The organism is Pseudomonas sp. CM25 (assembly GCF_013179705.1).
GTDB lineage: Bacteria > Pseudomonadota > Gammaproteobacteria > Pseudomonadales > Pseudomonadaceae > Aquipseudomonas.
Genome location: NZ_JABMCW010000019.1, coordinates 15011 through 35698 on the forward strand (window position 1 = coordinate 15011; position 20688 = coordinate 35698).

22 protein-coding genes are annotated in these 20688 nt (G+C 64.7%); 9 read left to right on the forward strand and 13 right to left on the reverse strand.

Annotated elements, in window-relative coordinates:
* Positions 1 to 60 precede the first annotated feature (60 nt).
* The 3 genes from HP546_RS03875 to HP546_RS03885 all read right to left on the reverse strand — a co-directional run bounded on the left by HP546_RS03875 (position 61) and on the right by HP546_RS03885 (position 2182).
* Entirely contained in the window at positions 61 to 651 is a 591-nt protein-coding gene (locus HP546_RS03875) for an HAD family hydrolase (RefSeq protein ID WP_172219875.1), read from the reverse strand.
* Complete coding sequence (gene tesB / locus HP546_RS03880; protein ID WP_172219878.1) at positions 648 to 1517, reverse strand: acyl-CoA thioesterase II; 870 nt, start codon at positions 1515 to 1517, stop codon at positions 648 to 650. Before tesB ends, HP546_RS03875 begins: the two co-directional genes overlap by 4 nt.
* 95 nt (positions 1518 to 1612) lie before the next feature.
* On the reverse strand, positions 1613 to 2182 hold the full coding sequence (locus tag HP546_RS03885; RefSeq protein WP_172219881.1) for a GNAT family N-acetyltransferase: 570 nt from the start codon (positions 2180 to 2182) through the stop codon (positions 1613 to 1615).
* A gap of 179 nt (positions 2183 to 2361) precedes the next feature.
* Here HP546_RS03885 and HP546_RS03890 point away from each other — a divergent pair, with 179 nt between their 5' ends.
* The 3 genes from HP546_RS03890 to HP546_RS03900 all read left to right on the forward strand — a co-directional run bounded on the left by HP546_RS03890 (position 2362) and on the right by HP546_RS03900 (position 5391).
* Positions 2362 to 3048 carry a histidine phosphatase family protein gene (locus HP546_RS03890; RefSeq protein ID WP_172219884.1) on the forward strand — a complete coding sequence of 229 codons (687 nt, stop codon included), beginning with the start codon at positions 2362 to 2364 and terminating at the stop codon, positions 3046 to 3048.
* 38 nt (positions 3049 to 3086) lie between these two features.
* Positions 3087 to 4001, forward strand: a complete 915-nt coding sequence (locus HP546_RS03895; protein WP_172219887.1) for a histone deacetylase — start codon at positions 3087 to 3089, stop codon at positions 3999 to 4001.
* A 148-nt stretch (positions 4002 to 4149) separates the two neighbouring features.
* Positions 4150 to 5391: a TIGR03862 family flavoprotein gene (locus HP546_RS03900; protein ID WP_172219890.1), complete on the forward strand. Its 1242-nt coding sequence runs from the start codon at positions 4150 to 4152 to the stop codon at positions 5389 to 5391.
* A gap of 35 nt (positions 5392 to 5426) precedes the next feature.
* On the opposite strand, the gene HP546_RS03905 is transcribed toward HP546_RS03900, so the two are convergent.
* The 5 genes from HP546_RS03905 to HP546_RS03925 all read right to left on the reverse strand — a co-directional run bounded on the left by HP546_RS03905 (position 5427) and on the right by HP546_RS03925 (position 9764).
* Positions 5427 to 6749 carry a DEAD/DEAH box helicase gene (locus HP546_RS03905; RefSeq protein ID WP_172219893.1) on the reverse strand — a complete coding sequence of 441 codons (1323 nt, stop codon included), beginning with the start codon at positions 6747 to 6749 and terminating at the stop codon, positions 5427 to 5429.
* Positions 6750 to 6804: 55 nt separating this feature from the next.
* Positions 6805 to 7725 (reverse strand): drug/metabolite exporter YedA, encoded by a 921-nt coding sequence (gene yedA / locus HP546_RS03910; protein WP_172219896.1) that lies wholly within the window; start codon positions 7723 to 7725, stop codon positions 6805 to 6807.
* Between the two features lie 104 nt (positions 7726 to 7829).
* On the reverse strand, positions 7830 to 8435 hold the full coding sequence (locus HP546_RS03915) for a PolC-type DNA polymerase III (RefSeq protein WP_172219899.1): 606 nt from the start codon (positions 8433 to 8435) through the stop codon (positions 7830 to 7832).
* A gap of 9 nt (positions 8436 to 8444) precedes the next feature.
* Positions 8445 to 8924 carry an NYN domain-containing protein gene (locus HP546_RS03920; protein ID WP_172219902.1) on the reverse strand — a complete coding sequence of 160 codons (480 nt, stop codon included), beginning with the start codon at positions 8922 to 8924 and terminating at the stop codon, positions 8445 to 8447.
* A gap of 78 nt (positions 8925 to 9002) precedes the next feature.
* Entirely contained in the window at positions 9003 to 9764 is a 762-nt protein-coding gene (locus tag HP546_RS03925; RefSeq protein ID WP_172219905.1) for a DUF2076 domain-containing protein, read from the reverse strand.
* A 166-nt stretch (positions 9765 to 9930) separates the two neighbouring features.
* On the opposite strand from HP546_RS03925, the gene HP546_RS03930 reads away from it, so the two are divergent.
* Positions 9931 to 10587, forward strand: a complete 657-nt coding sequence (locus HP546_RS03930; protein ID WP_172219908.1) for a YciC family protein — start codon at positions 9931 to 9933, stop codon at positions 10585 to 10587.
* A gap of 90 nt (positions 10588 to 10677) precedes the next feature.
* Complete coding sequence (locus tag HP546_RS03935) at positions 10678 to 11202, forward strand: hypothetical protein (RefSeq protein WP_372242408.1); 525 nt, start codon at positions 10678 to 10680, stop codon at positions 11200 to 11202.
* Positions 11203 to 11224: 22 nt separating this feature from the next.
* On the opposite strand, the gene hrpB is transcribed toward HP546_RS03935, so the two are convergent.
* Positions 11225 to 13753 carry an ATP-dependent helicase HrpB gene (hrpB, locus tag HP546_RS03940; RefSeq protein WP_172219911.1) on the reverse strand — a complete coding sequence of 843 codons (2529 nt, stop codon included), beginning with the start codon at positions 13751 to 13753 and terminating at the stop codon, positions 11225 to 11227.
* Between the two features lie 116 nt (positions 13754 to 13869).
* Here hrpB and HP546_RS03945 point away from each other — a divergent pair, with 116 nt between their 5' ends.
* On the forward strand, positions 13870 to 14289 hold the full coding sequence (locus HP546_RS03945; RefSeq protein ID WP_172219914.1) for a polyribonucleotide nucleotidyltransferase: 420 nt from the start codon (positions 13870 to 13872) through the stop codon (positions 14287 to 14289).
* Positions 14290 to 14326: 37 nt separating this feature from the next.
* Positions 14327 to 15199, forward strand: a complete 873-nt coding sequence (locus tag HP546_RS03950; RefSeq protein WP_172219917.1) for a cation diffusion facilitator family transporter — start codon at positions 14327 to 14329, stop codon at positions 15197 to 15199.
* A 124-nt stretch (positions 15200 to 15323) separates the two neighbouring features.
* Here HP546_RS03950 and HP546_RS03955 read toward each other — a convergent pair whose 3' ends face one another.
* The gene (locus HP546_RS03955) at positions 15324 to 16160 is read right to left on the reverse strand and encodes a DUF6515 family protein (protein WP_172219919.1); all 837 of its coding nucleotides are present in this window, start codon (positions 16158 to 16160) and stop codon (positions 15324 to 15326) included.
* 393 nt (positions 16161 to 16553) lie between these two features.
* Here HP546_RS03955 and HP546_RS03960 point away from each other — a divergent pair, with 393 nt between their 5' ends.
* On the forward strand, positions 16554 to 17030 hold the full coding sequence (locus HP546_RS03960) for an Lrp/AsnC family transcriptional regulator (protein ID WP_003249795.1): 477 nt from the start codon (positions 16554 to 16556) through the stop codon (positions 17028 to 17030).
* Positions 17031 to 17084: 54 nt separating this feature from the next.
* Positions 17085 to 17288 (forward strand): DUF2788 domain-containing protein, encoded by a 204-nt coding sequence (locus HP546_RS03965; RefSeq protein WP_003249787.1) that lies wholly within the window; start codon positions 17085 to 17087, stop codon positions 17286 to 17288.
* Between the two features lie 101 nt (positions 17289 to 17389).
* Here the strand turns inward: HP546_RS03965 and HP546_RS03970 are convergent, their stop codons facing one another.
* The 3 genes from HP546_RS03970 to HP546_RS03980 all read right to left on the reverse strand — a co-directional run.
* Positions 17390 to 18028, reverse strand: coding sequence for a pseudouridine synthase (locus HP546_RS03970; RefSeq protein ID WP_256678422.1), 639 nt, complete (start codon positions 18026 to 18028; stop codon positions 17390 to 17392).
* A gap of 6 nt (positions 18029 to 18034) precedes the next feature.
* Positions 18035 to 19498, reverse strand: a complete 1464-nt coding sequence (gene amn / locus HP546_RS03975; protein WP_172219922.1) for an AMP nucleosidase — start codon at positions 19496 to 19498, stop codon at positions 18035 to 18037.
* A gap of 185 nt (positions 19499 to 19683) precedes the next feature.
* Positions 19684 to 20688: acyl-CoA dehydrogenase family protein (locus HP546_RS03980; protein WP_256678423.1), on the reverse strand; the 1005-nt coding region annotated here is incomplete at its 5' end.

A 20688-nucleotide genomic window follows, 5' to 3' on the forward strand; every position in this document is an offset into this window, starting at 1 on the left:
CCGTTTCAGGGAAAAGAATGGGGTTCAGCATAGACAGGGCCCGCATTGCCAACACAAAGATCAGCCCAGCATCACCTTCAATGCCCGGCAATCGGCCGCATGCCAATCCACCAGCTCCGGCCAGGGATTGTCCGGCAGGTTCACCAGTACCGTACGCGCCCCCGCCGCCCGACCGCAGTCCAGGTCGAAGCGGTAATCGCCGACCATCACCAGCTCGCTCGGCGCCACGCCCCAGGCGCTGGCGATCTTCAGCAGCCCATCAGGGCTTGGCTTGGGCGCAGCTTCGTCCCGCCCGAGCACATGCTCGACGGCAAAACAGTCCGCCAGGCCGATCGCCTCCAGCGTCACATGCGCCAGCTCCCGCGCATTGCGGGTGAGGATACCCAGCCGGCAACCGCGCCCGGCCAGCTCGCGCACCAGCTCCACCGCCCCGCTGGCTGCCGTCGAGGTAATGGCCAGGTCGCGCTCGTGCTCCAGCAACCAGGCATGCTTGGCCGCCGCCTCCGCTGCCGGCAACGCCGCCAGGTGGGTCAAAATATCGTCTTCAGGCGGAATCTCCAGTGCCTCGCGGATCGCGGCAAAATCGTGCACTGCCACAGTCAGGGTGCCGTCCATGTCGAACACCCAGTTGCGGATCTCGGCCAGGTTCATGCCCAGTCCTTGCGGTGGCGAATCAGGCCTTCCTGGCACGACGACGCCACCAGTTGCCCGGCCTGGTTGTAAATGCTGCCACGGCAGAAACCGCGAGAGTTGCCGGCCCATGGGCTGTCGGTGGCATACAGCAGCCACTCGTCTGCGCGCAGGTTGCCGTGGAACCACAGCGAATGGTCGAGGCTGGCGATCTGCATGTCGCGCTGCCACACCGACTTGCCATGCGGCAGCAACGCCGTGGTCAGCAGGCCGAAGTCAGAGGCGTAGGCCAGCAGGTATTTATGCAAAGCTGGCACGTCGGGCAGCTTGCCGTCGGCGCGGAACCAGGCGTACTTCACCGGGTCGCCGGGCTTGGGGTTGAACGGGTCACGCTCGGTGACCGGGCGGATCTCGATCGGCTTGGCGCACAGCACCTTGTCGCGAATTCGCTCGGGAAGCTGATCGGCCATGGCGCGGGCCAGCTCCACTTCGGTGGGCAGGTTTTCCGGGCCGACCACATCAGGCATCTGTGCCTGGTGCTCGAAGCCTTCTTCGTCGTACTGGAACGACGCGCTGCAGGTGAAGATGGTATGGCCCTTCTGGATCGCAGTCACCCGCCGGGTGCTGAAGCTGCCGCCATCGCGCACGCGGTCCACCGAATACACCACCGGCAGGCTGGCATCGCCCGGGCGCAGGAAGTAGCCGTGCAACGAATGCACATGGCGTGCGTCTTCGACCGTCTGACTGGCCGCCGACAATGACTGGCCCAGCACCTGCCCACCGTACAACTGGCGGAAGCCCAGGTCCTGGCTGCGTCCGCGGAACAGGTTCTCCTCGATGGACTCGAGGCTCAACAGGTCGACCAGGTCGTCCAACACATGACTCATCGGGGCTTCTCCTAGCAAGGCAACACATCTCTACAGCGCTGTTATGAGGGCAAATGATACAGGGTTTGTCATTCGCGCCGGGCATGGCCGTGTATTCAGGCGCGCAGGGTGCGCTCCCAGTGCGCGCGGTCGATGCGGTACAGCACATGCGGGCGCAGCGGGTGCCCGACGGGCAGGCGGGGGTGCTCGAAACTGCCGTGCACGTCCTGCTGCATGCCAATGGCCTGCATCACCTTTTGCGACGGCAGGTTGCTCTCGCTAGTGAACGACACCACTTCCTCCAGGCGCAATTGGGCGAACGCACAACGCAGGCAGGTCCACGCCGCTTCGCTGGCAAAGCCCTGGCCCCAGTGGCGCCGCGCCAAGCGCCAACCGATCTCCACGGCTGGCGCGAAACTGGCGTCAAAATTGACGTTGAGCAACCCGGTCATGCCGATGAACGCACCGGTGTCCTGGCGTTCGAGCGCCCACAGGCCAAAACCGTATTCGTTGAAATGCCCGCGCACGCGGCCGATCAGCGCGGCAGCCTCCAGGCGCGTCAGTGGGGCGGGGAAATAACGCATCACCTGCGGGTCGGCACACAGCGCGGCGAACTCGCCCAGGTCGTCGTCGCGCCATTGGCGCAGCACCAGCCGTGCGCTTTGCAGTTCATGAATGGGGGTCATCGGGCCTGCTCCGGTTTTGCCGCCTTGCAGTTTACAGCGTAGGCGCGGGTGCGGGTTTCACCCAGCTGCAGCAACCGAATGCAATTTTCACAAGCCCTTCACCGGTCCCCGACAGCCCGCTCGGCAACATGCTCGCCACCACTGCCGCGCCAGGCGCGGCCATGTCTATGGAGCAACGCATGTTATCGAGCAATACCCTGGGGCACCCTGCCATCCACGCCCGGCGCAAGCGCCGCCTGGGCCGCAAGGCCCTCGGTGCCGCCCTTGGCCTGTGCATGGTCGTGGCGGCGTTGACCACCTGGCTGGCGACGAGGACGCACATCGTGGACCTTGGCAACGATCAACAACTGAGTGACAGCGGATTGCTGCAGGACTGGGTCGAGGGGGCGGTGATCGTGATGATCCGCCACGCCGAACGCTGCGACAGCGCCCCCGGCCCCTGCCTGGACGACCCCACCGGCATCACCGTGGCCGGTAGCCAGGCCGCCGGCCGGGTCGGCCAAGGGCTGCACCAGCTGGGCCTGAACAACGCCGATCTGCTCAGCAGCCCTAAACTGCGCACCCGGCAAACCGCGCACTTCATCCTTGGCCAGGCAGTGGCCAGCGAAGACTGGCTGGAAGGGTGCGACAATCGGTTTGCCAGTGAAGCCCTGGCCCGCAAGCGCCCGGGGCATAACCTGGTACTGGTGACGCATAACGGTTGCATCGATCACTTCGCCCGCCAGCAGAACGTTGCAGGCGGTGAGCGTGAAAGCGGTTACGCCAGCGCATTGTTCGTTTCGGTGGATGGCAATGGCAAGGCACGCATCCTCGGGCGCCTGAACGAACCGGACTGGCAACGAGTATTGGCGAGCGCAGGGCGATAACTGGCAAGATCAGCACTGGCCCTGATTGCGAATGCCCCATGCCGTTGCCGCTGATCTACCACGAAGACTACAGCCCGGAGTTCCCCGCCGAACACCGCTTTCCGATGGACAAGTTCCGCCTGCTTCACGACCACCTGGTCGACAGCGGGCTGACCACCGACCAGGCGCTTTTGCGTCCGGATATCTGCCCCAACGATATCCTCGCCCTGGCCCATGACCGCGGCTACATCGAGCGTTACATGAACGGCGAGCTGTCACGCGAGGACCAGCGCCGCCTGGGCCTGCCCTGGAGCGAGGCCCTGGCCCGGCGTACCGTACGCGCAGTCGGTGGCTCGCTGCTAAGCGCCGAGATGGCACTGCAGCACGGCATCGCTTGCCACCTGGCCGGCGGCACCCACCACGCCCATTACGACCACCCGGCAGGCTTCTGCATCTTCAACGACCTGGCAGTGATCAGCCGCTACCTGCTGGAAGCTGGCCGGGTGCATCGCGTGCTGATCTTCGACTGCGACGTCCACCAGGGCGATGGCACCGCGCGCATCCTGCACGACACACCAGAGGCCATCACCGTATCGCTGCATTGTGAGCAGAACTTCCCGGCGCGCAAGGCGCAAAGCGACTGGGACATCCCGCTGCCCCGTGGCATGGGTGATACCGCCTACCTGAAGGTGGTCGACGACGCGCTCAACTACCTGCTGCCCCTGTATCAACCCGACCTGGTGTTGTATGACGCCGGCGTGGATGTGCACAAGGACGACGCCCTCGGCTACCTGCAATTGACCGACGTCGGTGTTGCCGCGCGGGACGAGGCGGTGCTGCGCCACTGCCTGGGCCGCGACATCCCGGTGGTGGGCGTGATCGGCGGTGGCTACAGCAAAGACCGCGCGGCCTTGGCCAAACGCCACGGCATCCTCCATCACAGCGCAGCACGTGTCATGGGTTGTTCACAATGACTGTGGAACCGCCTGTGGATAACCTGCTGGAAAGCGGCTGTGAGCCATGGCCCGTAAGGCTTGCATAGAACTGATCATTTTTTGACCAGTGCTTCCGTTGGCAGCCCTGCGTTAGAATGCGCATCTTTTCCACAGCCCGCCGCCCGCCATGTCCGATCTGAAGCCCACCTTCCCTCCCCTCGCAGTCGTCATTGGTGGCGGCCCCGCCGGCCTGATGGCCGCTGAAGCCATGGCCCAAGCGGGCCTGGCGGTCGAGGTGTTCGACGCCATGCCTTCGGTGGGGCGCAAGTTCCTGCTGGCCGGGGTCGGTGGCATGAACATCACCCATTCCGAGCCCTACCCGGCATTCGTGTCCCGCTATGCAGAGCGCCAGGGCGAGATCGCTGCGCTGCTGCGCGACTTCGACGCCGACGCTTTGCGCCAGTGGATTCATGGCCTGGGCATTGAAACCTTCGTCGGCAGCTCGGGCCGGGTGTTCCCCACCGACATGAAAGCGGCACCCCTGCTACGCGCCTGGCTCAAGCGGCTGCGCGACAGTGGGGTAGTTATCCACACCCGCCACCGCTGGCTGGGCTGGGACGCCGAGGGCGCCTTGCGAATCGCTTATCCACAGGGTGAGCGGTTACTGAATGCTGCGGTCGTGGTATTGGCGTTGGGCGGCGGCAGCTGGGCGCGCCTGGGCTCTGACGGCAGCTGGCAGCCGCTGCTGGCCGAACGGGCTGTGGATATCTCGGCCTTGCAACCGAGCAACTGCGGCTTCGAAGTCGAAGGCTGGAGCGCGCTGCTCAAGGACAAGTTTGCCGGGGCGCCCTTGAAGAACATCGCCCTTGGGGTAGCGGGCAGCGCGCCGCGCAAAGGTGAGTTCATTCTCACTGCCCAAGGCATCGAGGGCAGCCTGGTGTACGCCTGGTCGGCGCCAGTGCGCGAGGCCATCAACCGCGAAGGCCGTGGGGTGCTGTTGCTCGACCTGCTACCGGACAAGCCTGTGGACAAAGTTGCCCAGGCACTCGCCAGACCGCGAGGCTCGCGCTCCATGGCCAAGCACTTGCACAGCCAGCTGGGCATCGACGGGGTGAAGGCGGCGCTGCTGCGGGAACTGACCGATCAGGCGACGTTTGCCGACCCCGAAGCATTGGCGCGGGCGATCAAGGCGTTGCCGATCACGCTGGTGCGGGCACGACCGCTGGATGAAGCGATCAGTAGCGCGGGCGGGGTGCGTTTCGAGGGGCTGGATGAGGGGTTGATGATAAAGGCCCTGCCGGGGGTGTTCTGCGCCGGCGAAATGCTGGACTGGGAGGCGCCGACTGGCGGGTATCTGCTGACCGCATGTTTTGCCAGTGGGCTGCGCGCCGGGCGAGCGGCAGCGGATTGGGTAATGCGGATTAACTGAAAGATTGCCGGGGCTGCTTTGCAGCCCCAGAATTTTCAAGGCTTACGCTTGCGTGGCCCACCATTGAAGCTAGGCACCTTGCGCACAGCCTTCACCGCCGGCTCCGGCTCGCCACTGTCCATCCAGCGCCCCAACCCGCGCTTGGCGCTGTTTTCCTTTGGCTTCTTGGGCTTCTTCGGCTTCTTGACCACCTGGCCACTGGCGTCGGTCATCGGCACCCGGTGTTCGGGGATGAAATCAGGCTCTTCATGGCGCGCCAGGGTCTGCCGGGTGAGCACTTCGATGGCCGACAGCATCTGCACTTCATCGGCACACACCAGCGATATCGCCTCGCCCTTGTTACCCGCCCGCCCAGTACGCCCGATGCGGTGCACGTAGTCCTCGGCAACAATCGGCAGGTCAAGGTTGACGACCAGCGGCAGGTCGTCGATATCCAGGCCACGGGCCGCCACATCTGTAGCGACCAGCACCTGCACTTCACGGGCCTTGAAGGTGTCCAGGGCGCGCTGGCGGGTGGCCTGAGGGCGGTCGCCGTGGATGCCGTCGGCATTCACCCCTTCTGCCAGCAAGCGCTCCACCAGCTGGTCGACGCCGTTGCGGGTCTTGGCAAACACCAGCACCTGGGTCCAGCGCTGCTTGCGCAGCAGGTGGCAGAACAGGTCGGCCTTGCGCTTTTTATCCACAGGCACCAGCCACTGCTTGACGCTGGCGGCCGCGGCGTTGCGCGGGCTGACTTCGATGCTCAGCGGGTCATTCAGGGCCAGCCCCGCCAGCATGCGGATCTGCTCGGAAAAGGTAGCGGAGAACAGCAGCGTCTGACGCTTGCGTGGCAGTGCGGCGTACACCGACTGCAGCTCTTCGGCAAAGCCCAGGTCGAGCATGCGGTCGGCTTCGTCCAGCACCAGGGTCTGCACCTGGTTGAACTTCACCGCGTTCTGCCGGAACAGGTCGAGCAAGCGACCTGGCGTGGCCACCAGCAGGTCGACGCCGCGGCGCAGGCGCATCATCTGCGGGTTGATGCTGACCCCGCCATACACCGCATAAGTGCTCAGCGGCAGGTTTTCAGCGTACTCGCGCACGTTGTTGTGCACCTGTTCGGCCAGCTCACGGGTGGGCACCAGCACCAGCGCGCGGATCGAGTTGGCGGCCACCTTCTCGCCCTCCAGTGCCAGACGTTGCAGCACAGGCAGGGCAAAACCTGCGGTTTTGCCGGTGCCGGTCTGGGCTGCGGCCATCAGGTCGCGGCCGGCCAGCACGGCGGGGATGGCCTTGGCCTGCACCGGGGTCGGGGTGGTGTAGTCCAGCTGCTGCAGGGTGCGCAGCAGCGGTTCGATCAGGCCGAGTTTGGCGAAATTCATGGCAATACCGTCAGGGGGTTCAGCGAAGGCGGCAAGTTTACCGCATCGCCCCTGCCTACTTGCAGATTTCACCTTTCAACGGTTGCGCCGGCGCAGGTGCCTTGCGCCACTGCGGCAGGCCGATCAGCACCACCGCGCCGATGATCACCGCCATGGCCACGCACTCTTCGGCGCCAATCTGTTCACCGGCAAAGACGATGCCCAGCAACACCGCTACCGCCGGGTTGACGTAGGCATAGCTGGTGGCGGCCGCCGGGCGAACATGCTTGAGCAGGTACATGTAGGCACTGAACGCCAGGATCGAGCCGAACAACACCAGGTACGCCAGCGCTCCCCAGCCGGCGGCTGTCGGCATCTGCGTCATGCGCTCGCCAGACAGCACACTGCCCAGCAACAGCACGGCACCACCGACCAGCATTTCCGCGGCGCTGGCCATCGGGCCCTGCGGCAGTGGCAGCGATTTGCTCCACACCGAACCAAACGCCCAGGAGGCGGCGGCGAAAATGATCAATGCTGCACCAATCGGGCTGGCCTGCAGGTTGGAGCCCAGGTTGAGCATGCCGATGCCCACCAGCCCAAGGGCAATCCCCGCCCACTCCAACCTGGAATTACGGTGCCCGAACAACAGGCCGAACAGCAAGGTGAACAGGGGCACCGTCGCCACCGCCAATGCTGCCACGCCCGAAGCCACGCCGGCATGTTCGGCCACGGTCACACCGCCGTTGCCGCAACTCAGCAGCAGAAAGCCGATCGCCCCCGCCGCTCGCCATTGCGGCCACGTCGGCGCTGGCACCCCGCGCCAGCGCAGGAAGCCATACAGCAGGCCACCGGCAATCAGGAAGCGCACCCCGGCCATCAGCATCGGCGGCCAGCTCTCGACACCAATGCGAATGAACAGGTAGGTGGAGCCCCAAACCAGATACAGGGCAAGAAAGGCACCAATGAGCAATAACGGGAAGCGACGGGAGGCAGGCATGGAAAAACTCGAAATCCGTTTACGGGTGATTCAGTTTAAGGGCCTGCCAAGGCAAAGATAAGTTACAAAATGGCTTGAAATGGGCGGCACACTTTTGCGCCGCTCTAACAATATTTCGCCAACGCCTCGCGAACCTTCGCCGCAGGTGTTTTCTGCAAGCGGCACAGCATATCGTGCGAAAGTTGCTGCACCCCATGGTTCTGGCGCAATACGCCAGTCAGATGCTGCAGCAGGTTGGCCGCCATCTCGGCATCAGCCATGGCACGGTGCGCGGCACCGGTATCCGGCAGCCCGGCCCAGCGGGTCAGAGTGCCCAGCTTGTGGTTCGGCGCCGCCGGCAACAAGCGTCGCGACAACAACAGCGAACAGGCGAATGACTGGCTGCGGCTGCGGCCGATACGGCCAAGTTCGTAGTCCCAGAACTTCTGGTCGAAGGCAGCGTTATGCGCCAGCAGTGGCGTGCCACCGACGAATTCGGCCACTTCGTTCATCACCTTGTCCACCGGTGGCGCACTGCGCAGCATGGCGGTGGTGATGCCAGTCAGCCCGGCGACGAACGCCGGCACCGGCACGCCGGCGTTCATCAGGCTCTGGTAGCGCTCGACGATACGCCCGCGCTCCAGCATCACGACCGCCACCTCGGTGGCGCGGCAGCCGGCGCTGGGGGTGATGCCAGTGGTTTCAAAGTCGATGACAGCAATACGTTCCATGAACAGACCTTAGTGTTTGAGCAACAGCGTACCTTCGATAGGTACATAGCGGGTGGCGGCACGGATCAACGACAGCGCGGTAAGCCCAGGCACGCCATACACCACCGCCTCGGTGCCATGGCGCTGGATCACCCGTTCCAGCAACAGGTCAAAATCGCCGTCCCCCGAGGCCAGCACGACCTGGTCGACCCGGCTTGCCGCGTCAATCACATCCAGGGTGATGCCAACGTCCCAGTCACCTTTGGCCGACCCATCGCTGCGCTGGATGAACGGCTTCAGCCGCACCTCGAACCCGAGGTTGCGCAGAATCTGCTGGAATTGCTGCTGCTTGCTGTCACCGCGATCAATGGCGTAGGCCACGGCCTCGACGATCTGGCCTTCGCGGCTGACATCGGCCCACAGGGCGGTGTAGTTGAAATGGCAACCGTGCGCCTGGCGCACGGTGTAGTAGAGGTTCTGCACATCGGCGAACAGCGCGATCTTTTTCACCTGGGAACCTCATGTCTGGCCTGGGATACCGGGGGCCGCCTGGCAGCCACCGGAAATGCCAGCAGTATGCCAGACCTGTCAGACGTACGAGTCATCGTCCGAGAAGAACCCACCACCATCGCTGCCATAATCGGTGTCGGCGTAACCACCCTGGTCATTGCCCCACCCACTATTGTCAGCCACTTGCTGCTGCCCGCCCTGGTCGTTCCAGCCGCCGCTGTCACTGGCCGGCAGGGGCTCTTCATTGACCACTTCAACCACCTCTTCCGGTTGCGAGTTGTGGTTGAACAGGCTGCTGATGCCCTGCGCCAGCAATACCCCGCCCGCCACACCGGCGGCGGTCTGCATGGCGCCACCCAGGAAGCTGCTGGCACCACCGCGCGCAGGGGCGGCGCCAAACCCCGGCTGCTGCGCCTGTGGCTGGGAAAAACCCGGTGCCGACGGCTCACGCCAACCACCGCCCGACGCCACCGCGGGTGCCGAAGGACGCTGCGGCTGCTGCACAGCCGGGGCAGCGCTACGCCCACCCGAACCAAAGATGCCGGACAGGAAGCCACCACCGCCATTGCTCGGCGCACTATTGGCAGCCTGTGCGGCCTCGGCCTGCGCGCGGGCCCGCTTCAGTTCGGCTTCCAGCTGTTTGTTCTGCTCGTCCAGGCGCTTGAGTGCGGCTTCCTGTACCAGGATCGCCTGGGCCATGTAGTAAGGCGCCGCCGGCTGCTGACGCAGGTGCCCCTCGATGCATGCCTGGGCCTGCGCATCACGCGGCTGCGCTGGGTCTTCGGCTTGCTTGATGCGGCCGAACAGGCCGTCGATCAGGGATTGTTCTTCAGTATTCATGGGGCGACCTCATGGGTAGCGGGACATCGGACAGGCTCAAAGATGGGGCGTGCAGGCGTAGGATTCAATAACCTGTGCCGTGAAACTTTTTTCAGCAAGTGACAGACGCGGGCCCGCTTTGGGCTAAAGTTATGCCCCTGTTTTTACTGCCATGCGATGTTGACCGATGAATCCGCTGAGCGTCCTGCGCGACTCCCTGTACTTCTTCCGCCGCCACCTGCCGAACATTGTCCAGCTGTGCCTGCCGCTGGTGGTGCTGGAGGCCTTGCTCACCCAACTGCTGTACCGGCAGATGGGCGACCAGGCATCGCCGGCCTACGGCATGCTGGTCAGTCTGTTGTTCTACCCGCTGTACAGCGCGGCACTGATCCTTTACCTCGACACCCGCAGCAATGGCCAGGAAATCGGCAAGCGCGACCTGTTCGCCCGGGCCCTGCAACTGTGGCCGCAACTGGCGCTGCTGATACTGATCAGCTCGCTGCTGATCATGGCCGGCCTGGCACTGTTCGTGTTCCCGGGGGTGTGGATCATGATCAACCTGGTGTTCGCCGAGTACCTGCTGGTGCTGCGCGGCCTGCCCGTGGTGCAGGCGATGCGCGAAAGCGCGCGCATGACCACCGGTCACTTCATGCGGATCATGATCTGCGTGGTGAGTGTGCTGGCGCCGATCTGGCTGATCGACGGGTTGTTGCTGATGGCCTTCCCCGAGCCATCGCCGGGCATGGAACTGGCCATGGACAGCCTCAGCGGATTCCTGCAGCTGTTCAGCACCGTGGTGCTGTTTCGCTTGTTCATGCTGCTGGAGGGCGAAACCGCCGGCTGACATGCCGCCAAAGGAAGCCCTTGACCATGCCTGCTGTTCGGAGGGCCCACTATGCTGGGCTCGCCTTTTCGAACCGATGGAGAACAGCAGGTGAACGTACCTACCATCCCCACCACGTGGGCTGACCAACTCGAAGTATTCCTTGGCACCCTGCATACCGTGCCGCCCGCTACCACAACGCCGTCTGCTGATCCCGAAAGAGCCGTTTACCGCAGCTATTTCGAAGACCGTGAGGGCAACGTCCTGGGTGGTCAAAGCGACTGGATCGTTGCGGGCAAGGAAAAGCCTGCCTACACCTTTCGCTTTCTGCTGCATTCAAGAAGCTCGGATCGATTGCACTTCATGATCACCGGAAGTGGGCCGGACCACGAAAAAAAGGTAGGCATCAGCCGCAATGGCTACCTGGGCCTTTATCAGGTCTCAACCGTCAGCGACTTCATCAAGATCGAACCCTTGGAGTGGTCAGAGAACGCAGTGCTGTGCCGCCTGCGCGACCATCTTGGCCACGCCGTCAAGGCGCGACACGATTCTGCAACCGATACCCCTCGATTCTCCTATTTGAACGCCCAGGCAGGTGCTGACACTCTTTTCATCCTGCAGCGTGTTCACAACTGACCCCCAACCAGACCTTGTGGTTTCAGGTCCCGCGAGGCTTGGCCCGTGCCGTAGCCTCGGCAACTAGCGGGTCATCCGGCCAGTAATGCTTCGGATAGCGCCCTTTCAGGTCCTTCTTCACCTCGGCATAGGTCGTGCGCCAGAAGTTGGCCAGGTCCTGGGTCACCTGCACCGGGCGACGCGCCGGCGACAGCAAGTGCAGTTTGACTTGCTGGCGGCCGTTGGCGATGCGCGGTGTGTCGGCAAGGCCGAACAGCTCTTGCAGGCGCACGGCGAGGATCGGCGGGGTTTCGCTGTAATCCAGGCGGATGCTGGAGCCGGACGGCACCGTCAGCTGCGCCGGGGCCTGTTCTTCCAGGCGCTGCGGCAGCGGCCAGGGCAACAGGTTGCGCAGCATCGACGGCAGGTCCAGCGCGGCGAAATGGCTGAGGCGGGACACTTTGCCCAAGTACGGCTGCAGCCAGTCTTCCAGGCTGGCGAGCAGGGCTTCGTCACCCAGATCGGGCCAGTCGCTGTGGCTTTCCTTGGCCAGGTCGAGCTGGCGCAACAGTGCCACTCGTGCCTGCCACTGCCGCAGTTCAGGCGTCCAGCTCAGCACGTTCAAGCCTTTGCGCCGCACCAGACCAAGCAACGCCCGGGCCCGAGCCTGGTCGTCCAGGCCGGGCAGCGGCTCGCGGCTGAGCACCAGCTCGCCAACCTTGATCTGGCGCTCGGCACGCAACACCTGCTCGCGCTCGTCCCAATCCAGAATGTCGACCCGCTCGACTTGCTCGGCCAGCACGCCGTCGAGCAGGGCCGGGTCGAACTCGGCCGCCAGGTAGATCCGCTCCTCACGCTGGCCTTGCCGGCTACCGAGGTCGGCGATCACCAACCACGGGCACTTCATCAAGGCATCGACTTCGGCAAACAGCGCCGCACGGCCGTTGGCCAAGCGATACTCGGCACCGCCCTCGCGGCGCTGCTGGGCGACGCGGTCGGGGTAGGCCAGCGCCAGCAGCGCGCCCAGCCAACGTGGGTGATCCGGGTCAGCGACGGGCGCACCCGTTTTGACCCGCAGCAAGCTGCGGTACTGGCGCGCCAGCTGGCGGGCGCGCTGCACGCCACCCTGGCCGCCACGGGCAGCCTTGCTCTCGCCGCTGACCAGCGCCAGCCGGCTGTGCAGGTCGGCACCGCCGCCGCGCTGGATATCCCGCTCGCCCAACAACGCCGCCACGTCACAAGCCATCTGTGCCAGGCCCAGGTCCTGGCCACGCAATAACAGGTGGGCGATGCGCGGGTGGGCGGGTAGCTCGGCCATGGCCTGGCCATGTTCGCTGAGGTTGTCGCGGCTACCCGCCTTGAAGGCATTCAGCCGCGCCAGCAGGTCCTGGGCCTGGCCGAATGCGGCAACAGGCGGCTGGTCCAGCCAGCGCAACTGCTCGGGCGTAACGCCCCAACGCGCCAGTTGCAGGGCCAGGCCGGCCAGGTCGGCCTGAAGGATTTCGGCGCTGCCATGGGTGGCAAGCTGGTCATGCTGGGCCTCGGACCACAAGCGGTAGCACACACCCGGCTCAAGTCGGCCGGCACGGCCGGCGCGCTGGGTGGCGCTGGCGCGGGAAATGCGCTGGGTGTCGAGGCGGGTCATGCCGCTGCCGGGGTCGAAACGGGGCACCCGCGCCAGGCCTGCGTCGATCACCACGCGCACGCCGTCGATAGTCAGGCTGGTTTCGGCGATGTTGGTGGCCAGCACCACCTTGCGCTGGCCTTTGGGCGCAGGGTCGATGGCAGCGCGCTGGGCATTGAGGTCGAGTTCGCCATGCAGCGGGCACAGCAGAATCCCGGGGCGTTCGCCCAACGCCTCCTGCAGGCTCTGGTGCACACGGCGGATCTCGGCCTGGCCCGGCAGGAACACCAGCACACTGCCGGTCTGGTCAGCCAGCGCCTGGAGCACGCTATCCACCACCCGCGGCTCGATGAATTCCCCGGGCTGGAAGGGCCGGCCCCAGCGAATGTCCACCGGGTGCATGCGCCCTTCACTGCTGACCACCGGGGCATCGTCCAGCAGCCGCGACAGCCGCTCGCCCTCCAGGGTGGCGGACATCAGCAGAATCTTCAGCGGCGGGTCGTCACGCAAAAGCTCGCGCCCATTCAGGCTCAGCGCCAGCGCCAGGTCTGCGTCCAGGCTGCGCTCGTGATATTCGTCAAAAATCAGCAGGCCCACACCTTCCAGTGCCGGGTCGGCCTGCAGGCGACGGGTGAGGATGCCTTCTGTGACCACCTCGATGCGGGTTTTCGGCCCGACCTTGCTGTCCAGGCGGATACGGTAGCCCACGGTTTCGCCCACCTTTTCGCCCAGCTCGCTGGCCAGCCGCTCGGCAGCTGCCCGCGCCGCCAGGCGTCGCGGCTCAAGCATGAGGATGGTCTGCCCGGCCAGCCACGGCTGGTTCAGCAGCGCCAGCGGCACGCGGGTGGTCTTGCCGGCGCCAGGGGGCGCCTCCAGCACGGCTTCGTCGCGGTTTTCCAGGGCCTGGCGCAGGGCCGGCAACACGGCATCGATTGGTAAAGAAATCATGGTGGTCCTCGAACAGTCCGGCGAGTATAACGGCGAACCCAGCCTGCTCTATCATGGTCTTAGCAACAGGCGCAGGCGCTTCGCTTGCCCTGCTGAAGAACTTTTCGGAGATTTACATGCGCATCCCAACCCGCGTCATCGGTGGCGCCCTCATCGCCACCCTGCTGACCCAACTGACCGCCTGCGGCACCCTTTTCTACCCGGACCGTCGCGGCCAGATCGGCGGCAAGATCGACCCAGTGGTTGCCGCCATGGACGCCATCGGCATCCTGTTCTACGTGATCCCGGGCCTGATCGCCTTCGGCATCGACTTCGCCACGGGCGCCATCTACTACCCAGGCGGGCATACCGCACAGGTCGACCCGGGCAAACTGCGCGACGCCGTCGGCCCGGATGGCAAGGTCGACAACCTGAAGCTGCAGGCCATCCTCGAGAGCGAACTTGGCCAGCGCCTGCCGCTGAACGACCCACGGCTGATCCAGCACCGTGGCAGCGTCGAGCAGCTGGCCAGCCTGGGCCTGGCGCCCGCCGCCTGAACCACAAGGGCACTGAGCACAAGGACACTGACCACGGATGAGCACCACCCCGGCTGAACACCAGCGCCTGCTACGCCTGGCCACCCGCGCATCATTGGCGGTGGCCAGCATCCTGGTGCTGAGCAAAGCGCTGGCCTGGTGGCTGAGCGGCTCGGTCAGCCTGCTGGCCGGGCTGACCGACTCGGCACTGGACGCTGTCGCCTCGTTTCTCAACCTGCTCGCCGTGCACTATGCGCTGCGCCCCGCCGACGATGACCACCGTTTTGGCCATGGCAAAGCAGAAGCCCTGGCCGGCATGGCGCAGGCCCTGTTCATCGGTGTCAGTGCGGTGCTGATCGGGGTACAGGCGGTCGAACGCCTGCAGAGCCCGCAACCTTTGGGGGATACCGGTACAGGGATCGCGGTGATGCTGTTGTCGCTGGCGCTCACCCTGGCCCTGCTGGCGCTGCAGCACAAGGTCATCCGGCTGACCGGTTCAACTGCGGTGCGCGCCGACTCCCTGCACTACCGGTCGGACCTGCTGCTTAACAGCAGCATCCTGCTGGCCCTGCTGCTGGCACGCTTTGGCTGGCCGCAACTGGATGCGCTGTTCGGCTTGGGCATCGCGTTCTATATCCTCTGGAGCGCGTTGCAGATTGCCCGCGAAAGCACGGCCATCCTGATGGACAAGGAACTGCCCGGTAATGTCGGCGAGGCCATGGCCGCACTGGTGCTGGCCATCCCCGGGGTGAAAGGCGTGCATGACCTGCGTACGCGGGTGTCGGGCAACCAGTGGTTCGTGCAGTTGCACCTGGAACTGCCGGGGCAGCTGCCGCTGCATCAGGCGCATGAGCTATGCGTCGAGGCCTCAAGGGTAATCCGCCAGCGTTATCCCCAAGCGGATGTGATGGTGCACGCGGATCCTGTGTAAACCTGCAAGGACGCTATCGCCGGCAAGCCAGCTCCCACAGGGACTGCACCGGCCTCGATGCATGCACAATGCCGGTGGGAGCTGGCTTGCCGGCGATAGCGCCTGGGCAGGCCGTACACCTCGATCAGTTGATGCTGTACCCCCGCCCACTGAAGCAGGCGCCCAGCGCGCGCCGATAGTTATCGGCCACATTGACCGGCGGCGCATACGGCGCTGTCGCCGGGTCGAACCCTGACTGGCTGACCGCCCAGCGATGGCACTGGTAGCGGTCCTGGTCCTGCTGCTCCTGGCCCTGGCCGTACATGGGGTAAGCCACCACGTCATAACCACCGCTCGCCGACGCGACCGCCACCGGCGGTGGCGCTACGGCAGGTGGGTTGACCACCACGTACTCGCGGCTGTCGGCCATGTACTGGTAATAGGTATCGGCCACCAGGAAAAACAGCGCCCCGCCCAACCACACTTCACGGGCATAGGACGGCAGGTACTCCACCCTTACTCCATAAGGCGGCGCCACGACGATGTATCGGCCACCGTGCGGACGGTACCAGTAGCCACCGGAATAAAAGTACTCCTGCCCGCGATAAGGCACTTTCCAGTAGCGATCCGCAAAGCGCTCCACAGTCTGCCCCGGACGGTACTGCGGCCCAGGCCCCCAGCCATTGCCATGGCCATCCGGGCGCCCCTGCCAGTCCCCGCCGGGCCGTTGCCCCGGGCCACCTGCCTGCCAGTGGTGGTCATCGCCGTGACGGCGCGGAATGTCCTGGTAATACCCCTGCCGTGGCGGCTGGGTCTGGCGCACCTCGTCGCGCGAGTTCAGCGAACGACCGGGCCCACCCTCCCCTTGCACCTGCTGGCCGTGTTCGCCATGCCCCTCGCCCGGCCCTTCGGCCAGGGCCCCGAGGCTGATGCTCAAACCCAGCAAACCAACACCTGCCAACTGCCAGATGCGCGACTTCATGTTGTGCCTCGCGGTATATGAAACGGCCTGCCGCCAGTCTACCGCGCCTGCATCCCCGGCGAATGAAATCGCAGCCATGAAAAAAGGGAGGCCGCAGGGCCTCCCTTCAGGAATTGTCGTCCGTGCTCGGCGCTTGTGGCGCCGGCTCACCTCACACCGTCTTCTGGAAGGTGTGTAGCCCGGGGGCCTGCAGATCCTGGTTGGATGGCTGGCCGCGACCGCCCGTCTAGAGCGCGTCGCCGTGGACTGATGTCCGGGCAGTGATTCTGTTGATAAAGATACCGGACCCACTGCGACACAGGATTGCGAAGATTGCTGAGATAAATAGCACTTGCGCAATTTTTAACCCTGGATTGATAATTCGCCGCAATCTGAACAGAAAAGGCAAATGCCATGAGCAAACTTGACCGCTACGACCTGAGCATCCTCGCCGAACTGCAGCGCGATGCGCGCATTTCCAACCAGGAACTGGCCGAACGCATCGGCCTGTCGCCTTCGCCGTGCTCACGTCGGGTCAAGCAATTGGAAGACGACGGCTACATCTCGCGTCAGGTAGCCTTGCTCGACCGCAAGAAGCTGGGCCTGAGCCTGACCGCCTACGTGCTGATCGGCATGGACCGCCATACCCCTGAACGCTTCGAAACCTTCGAGGCGGCCATTCGCAACTTGCCGCAGGTGCTCGAATGCAGCCTGGTGACCGGCATGGATGCTGACTACCAGCTGAAAGTGGTGGTGCCGGACATGGACCACTATCAGAAGCTGCTTCTGGGCAGCCTCACCCGTATCGAAGGCGTTACCAGCGTACGGTCGAGCTTCGTGCTCAACCAGGTACTGGCCAGCACCGAGCTGCCATTGACCCACCTGCGCTGATTGCCTGCGCCCGCTGGCGTATAATCGGCTGCTCAGCCTGCCCGGAGAACAACGATGGATCCCGCCGTATTCGAAGAATGGATGATGATCATCCTGGTCACCGTGTTGATCGGTTTCATGGGGTTCATCGTCTGGGACCTGGCGAAAAAGTCCAAGGCGGGCAAGTTCGGGACGCTGATACTGTTCTTCGTGTTGGGCCTTGGGGTGCTGGCCTTTATCATCAAGAGCGTGGTGGTGGGGTTCCTCGAAGGGGTGTAGAGCGCTTGAAGTGCTGGGAGCGCTTTGCGCTCCGTTCGCGACACGAGGCCGCTCCTACAAGGGATCGCACAATGCCGAGCCTGCGCCAAGCGGACCCGGCTCTAACGCTGCAGTTTCGCCGGGACTTCGCGCCAGCAGCCCTGCTCCAGCCCATCCAGCGCCCAGTCGCCAATCCGTACCCGCACCAGGCGCAAGGTGGGCAGCCCTACCGCCGCCGTCATGCGCCGCACCTGGCGATTGCGCCCCTCGCGAATCACCAGTTCCAGCCAGTGGGTCGGCACACTTTTGCGAAAGCGTACCGGCGGGTTGCGCGGCCACAGGTCTGGCTCTTCCAGGCGCCGTGCCTCGGCCGGCAAGGTCGGGCCATCGTTCAGTTCCACACCGTCGCGCAAGCGCTGCAACTGCTCGTCACTCGGCTCGCCCTCTACCTGCACCCAGTATGTCTTGGCCAGCTTGTGTTTGGGGTCGGCAATACGGGCCTGCAGGGCGCCATCGTTGGTCAGCAGCAGCAGGCCCTCACTGTCGCGGTCCAGCCGCCCGGCCGGGTACACGCCCGGGATGTCGATGAAGTCCTTGAGGGTCGCGCGCCCTTCTCCGTCGCTGAACTGGGTGAGCACGTCGAACGGTTTGTTGAACAGTATCAGGCGCGGCTCGGCCGGTGGCGCCTTGGCCTGGCGACGCGGGCCGGCGGCAGGCCGCGCCTGGGGGCGGCGCGGCTTGTTACGGGGTGGCAGTGACATGGATCCTCAGCGGAACGGCGGCTCATCGAAGCTGCGCAGTTTACGCGAGTGCAGCGAGTTGAGCTCGGTGCGCAGCAGGTCGAGGGCAGCAATGCCGATTTTCAGGTGCTGGCTTACCGCTCTGTTGTAGAACGCGTTGGCCGAGCCAGGCAGCTTGATCTCGCTGTGCAACGGCTTGTCGGAAACACACAGCAAGGTGCCGTATGGCACGCGCAAACGGTAACCCTGGGCCGCGATGGTGCCGCTTTCCATGTCCACCGCCACGGCACGCGACAGGTTGATCAGCGGCCGCTCCTGGGCCCAGCGCAGCTCCCAGTTGCGGTCGTCGTAGGTCAGCACGGTACCGGTGCGCAGGCGCTTCTTCAGCTGCTCGCCGCGTTCGCCGGTCACCTGCGCGGCGGCCTCCTGCAAGGCCAGCTGCACTTCGGCCAAGGCCGGGATCGGAATGTTCGGTGGTACTACCCGGTCGAGAATACCGTCGCGGCGCATGTAGGCGTGCGCGAGTACGTAGTCGCCAATGGTCTGCGACTGCCGCAGGCCGCCACAATGACCGATCATCAGCCAGCAGTGGGGACGCAGCACGGCCAGGTGGTCGGTGATGTTCTTGGCGTTGGACGGGCCGACACCGATGTTGACAAGGGTGACGCCATCGCCGTCGGCGGCGATCAGGTGGTAAGCGGGCATCTGGTAGCGGTGCCAGACCACGCTTGCCACCAGCGCCTGGGTTTCGCCGTGATCCATGGCTTTTTCGATCACCACGTTGCCCGGCAGCACCATGCGCACGAAGCGCGGGTCGTCACGCAGCTGTTCAAGGCCGTGGCTGATGAACTGGTCGACATAACGGTGATAGTTGGTCAGCAGGATCCATGGCTGCACATGGCGCCAGTCGCTGCCGGTGTAGTGCACCAGGCGACGCAGCGAGAAGTCGACGCGCGCGGCATCGAACAGCGCCAGCGGCAAGGTATCGGTGCTGTCCCAGTCATACAGGCCATCGGCGATATTGTCGGTGGCGGCAGACAAGTCGGTGCTTGGGAACACCCTGGCCAATTGCGCGGCGGTGATGCCGCTGCCAGCCAGCTCGTCGCCCTGGTCGACCACGTAGGGGTAAGGAATGTTCTGTTCACTGACGCCAACCTCTACCGTGACGGTGTAGTCGTGCATCAGCGGGCGCAGTTGCTCCAGCAGGTAGCCACGAAATGCCGCTGGCTGGGTGACGGTGACGCTGTAGGTGCCGGCCACCTGAACCTTGGCGTAGGCGCGCGTTGTAGCCGCGACTTCGCCGTGGCTGAAGTAGGTCAGGCGCAGCGCCGGGTAGCGGAACAGGTCACGCTCTTCGGCGTCCGGCTCGGTACGGTCCTTCAGGTAACGCTTCAGGGCCTGGCTCAGGGCCCCTGTGGCCTGTTCGTGCAGGGCCGCCAAACGGTCGACGGCCTGTTCGGGAGTATCAACGACTACAAAAGCGTGGCTCACACTGTGCTTCCTGTCTGGACATGCATGTGAAGCATCTTGCCTGCGTTTCGTGGCAAATACATCCCCGGTGGTCAGTCCCGGCCTCATCGCCGGCACGCCAGCTCCCACAGGAACTGCAGAGCATTCGACACCGGTGCACTACTTGTGGGAGCTGGCTTGCCGGCGACAGGGCCCTCACAGCCCACTCAACCTGGCCAGGTGGGTGTTGCCCTGGCCACCAGGGCCTGCACATCAACACCGCGCGGCAACGCCCCGTACACCCGCCCACCACCCGCCAGCCGGCTACCAATGAACGCATCACTGACCAACGCATTGCCCGCCTCCAGCAACAGCTTGGCCTGCAATGCCAAGGCAATATCCTCGGTCAGCTGCCGCGCCCGGTACTGCATGTCGCCCGTATCGGCAAATGCCCCCTTCAGGTTACCGATATGCGCCGCCAACCGAGCATCACCGTGCCCATCGCCCAATTCGGTGAACAAGGCATCGAGCACACCGGGCTCCTTGGACAACGCCCGCAGCACATCCAGGCACTGCACATTGCCCGAGCCCTCCCAGGTCGAGTTGACCGGCGCCTCGCGGTACAACCGGGGCAGGATGCTGTCTTCCACATAACCCGCGCCGCCCAGGCACTCGGCGGCCTCGTTGATCATGGCGGGTGCGCGTTTGCAGATCCAGTACTTGCCCACCGCCGTGACCAGCCGGGCAAAATGCGCCTGCTGCGGGTCGTCCAGTTGCTCAAGCGCCTGTCCCATGCGCAGGCTCATGGCCAGCGCAGCCTCGCTTTCCAGGGCCAGGTCGGCCAGCACGTTCTGCATCAGTGGCTGCTCGCTCAGTGCCCGCCCGCCGACCTTGCGGTGCGCGCAGTGGTGAGTGGCCTGGGTCAGGGCCTGACGCATCAACGCGCTGGAACCCACCATGCAATCGAAGCGGGTCATGGCGACCATTTCGATGATGGTCGGCACCCCACGTCCTTCTTCGCCGATCATCCACGCCAGCGCACCGCGGAACTCCACTTCGCTGGAGGCGTTGGAGCTGTTGCCCAGTTTGTTTTTCAGGCGCTGGATATAGAACTGGTTGCGGCCGTCATCGGGGCGATGGCGCGGCAGCAGAAAGCAGCTGAGGCCTTTCTCGGTCTGCGCCAGGGTCAGGAAGGCATCGCACATGGGCGCCGAGCAGAACCACTTGTGGCC

What these genes read in the sequence shown, in the direction of transcription:
- HP546_RS03885 (WP_172219881.1), bottom strand. Translation starts at nt 2,182, where the DNA reads ATGACCCCCATTCATGAACTGCAAAGCGCACGGCTGGTGCTGCGCCAA.
- HP546_RS03915 (WP_172219899.1), bottom strand. Translation starts at nt 8,435, where the DNA reads ATGGAACGTATTGCTGTCATCGACTTTGAAACCACTGGCATCACCCCC.
- tesB (WP_172219878.1), bottom strand. Translation starts at nt 1,517, where the DNA reads ATGAGTCATGTGTTGGACGACCTGGTCGACCTGTTGAGCCTCGAGTCC.
- HP546_RS03905 (WP_172219893.1), bottom strand. Translation starts at nt 6,749, where the DNA reads ATGAATTTCGCCAAACTCGGCCTGATCGAACCGCTGCTGCGCACCCTG.
- HP546_RS03875 (WP_172219875.1), bottom strand. Translation starts at nt 651, where the DNA reads ATGAACCTGGCCGAGATCCGCAACTGGGTGTTCGACATGGACGGCACC.
- HP546_RS03965 (WP_003249787.1), top strand. Translation starts at nt 17,085, where the DNA reads ATGGATCCCGCCGTATTCGAAGAATGGATGATGATCATCCTGGTCACC.
- HP546_RS03955 (WP_172219919.1), bottom strand. Translation starts at nt 16,160, where the DNA reads ATGAAGTCGCGCATCTGGCAGTTGGCAGGTGTTGGTTTGCTGGGTTTG.
- hrpB (WP_172219911.1), bottom strand. Translation starts at nt 13,753, where the DNA reads ATGATTTCTTTACCAATCGATGCCGTGTTGCCGGCCCTGCGCCAGGCC.
- HP546_RS03895 (WP_172219887.1), top strand. Translation starts at nt 3,087, where the DNA reads ATGCCGTTGCCGCTGATCTACCACGAAGACTACAGCCCGGAGTTCCCC.
- HP546_RS03930 (WP_172219908.1), top strand. Translation starts at nt 9,931, where the DNA reads ATGAATCCGCTGAGCGTCCTGCGCGACTCCCTGTACTTCTTCCGCCGC.
- HP546_RS03960 (WP_003249795.1), top strand. Translation starts at nt 16,554, where the DNA reads ATGAGCAAACTTGACCGCTACGACCTGAGCATCCTCGCCGAACTGCAG.
- HP546_RS03950 (WP_172219917.1), top strand. Translation starts at nt 14,327, where the DNA reads ATGAGCACCACCCCGGCTGAACACCAGCGCCTGCTACGCCTGGCCACC.
- HP546_RS03970 (WP_256678422.1), bottom strand. Translation starts at nt 18,028, where the DNA reads ATGTCACTGCCACCCCGTAACAAGCCGCGCCGCCCCCAGGCGCGGCCT.
- HP546_RS03890 (WP_172219884.1), top strand. Translation starts at nt 2,362, where the DNA reads ATGTTATCGAGCAATACCCTGGGGCACCCTGCCATCCACGCCCGGCGC.
- yedA (WP_172219896.1), bottom strand. Translation starts at nt 7,725, where the DNA reads ATGCCTGCCTCCCGTCGCTTCCCGTTATTGCTCATTGGTGCCTTTCTT.
- HP546_RS03900 (WP_172219890.1), top strand. Translation starts at nt 4,150, where the DNA reads ATGTCCGATCTGAAGCCCACCTTCCCTCCCCTCGCAGTCGTCATTGGT.
- HP546_RS03945 (WP_172219914.1), top strand. Translation starts at nt 13,870, where the DNA reads ATGCGCATCCCAACCCGCGTCATCGGTGGCGCCCTCATCGCCACCCTG.
- HP546_RS03925 (WP_172219905.1), bottom strand. Translation starts at nt 9,764, where the DNA reads ATGAATACTGAAGAACAATCCCTGATCGACGGCCTGTTCGGCCGCATC.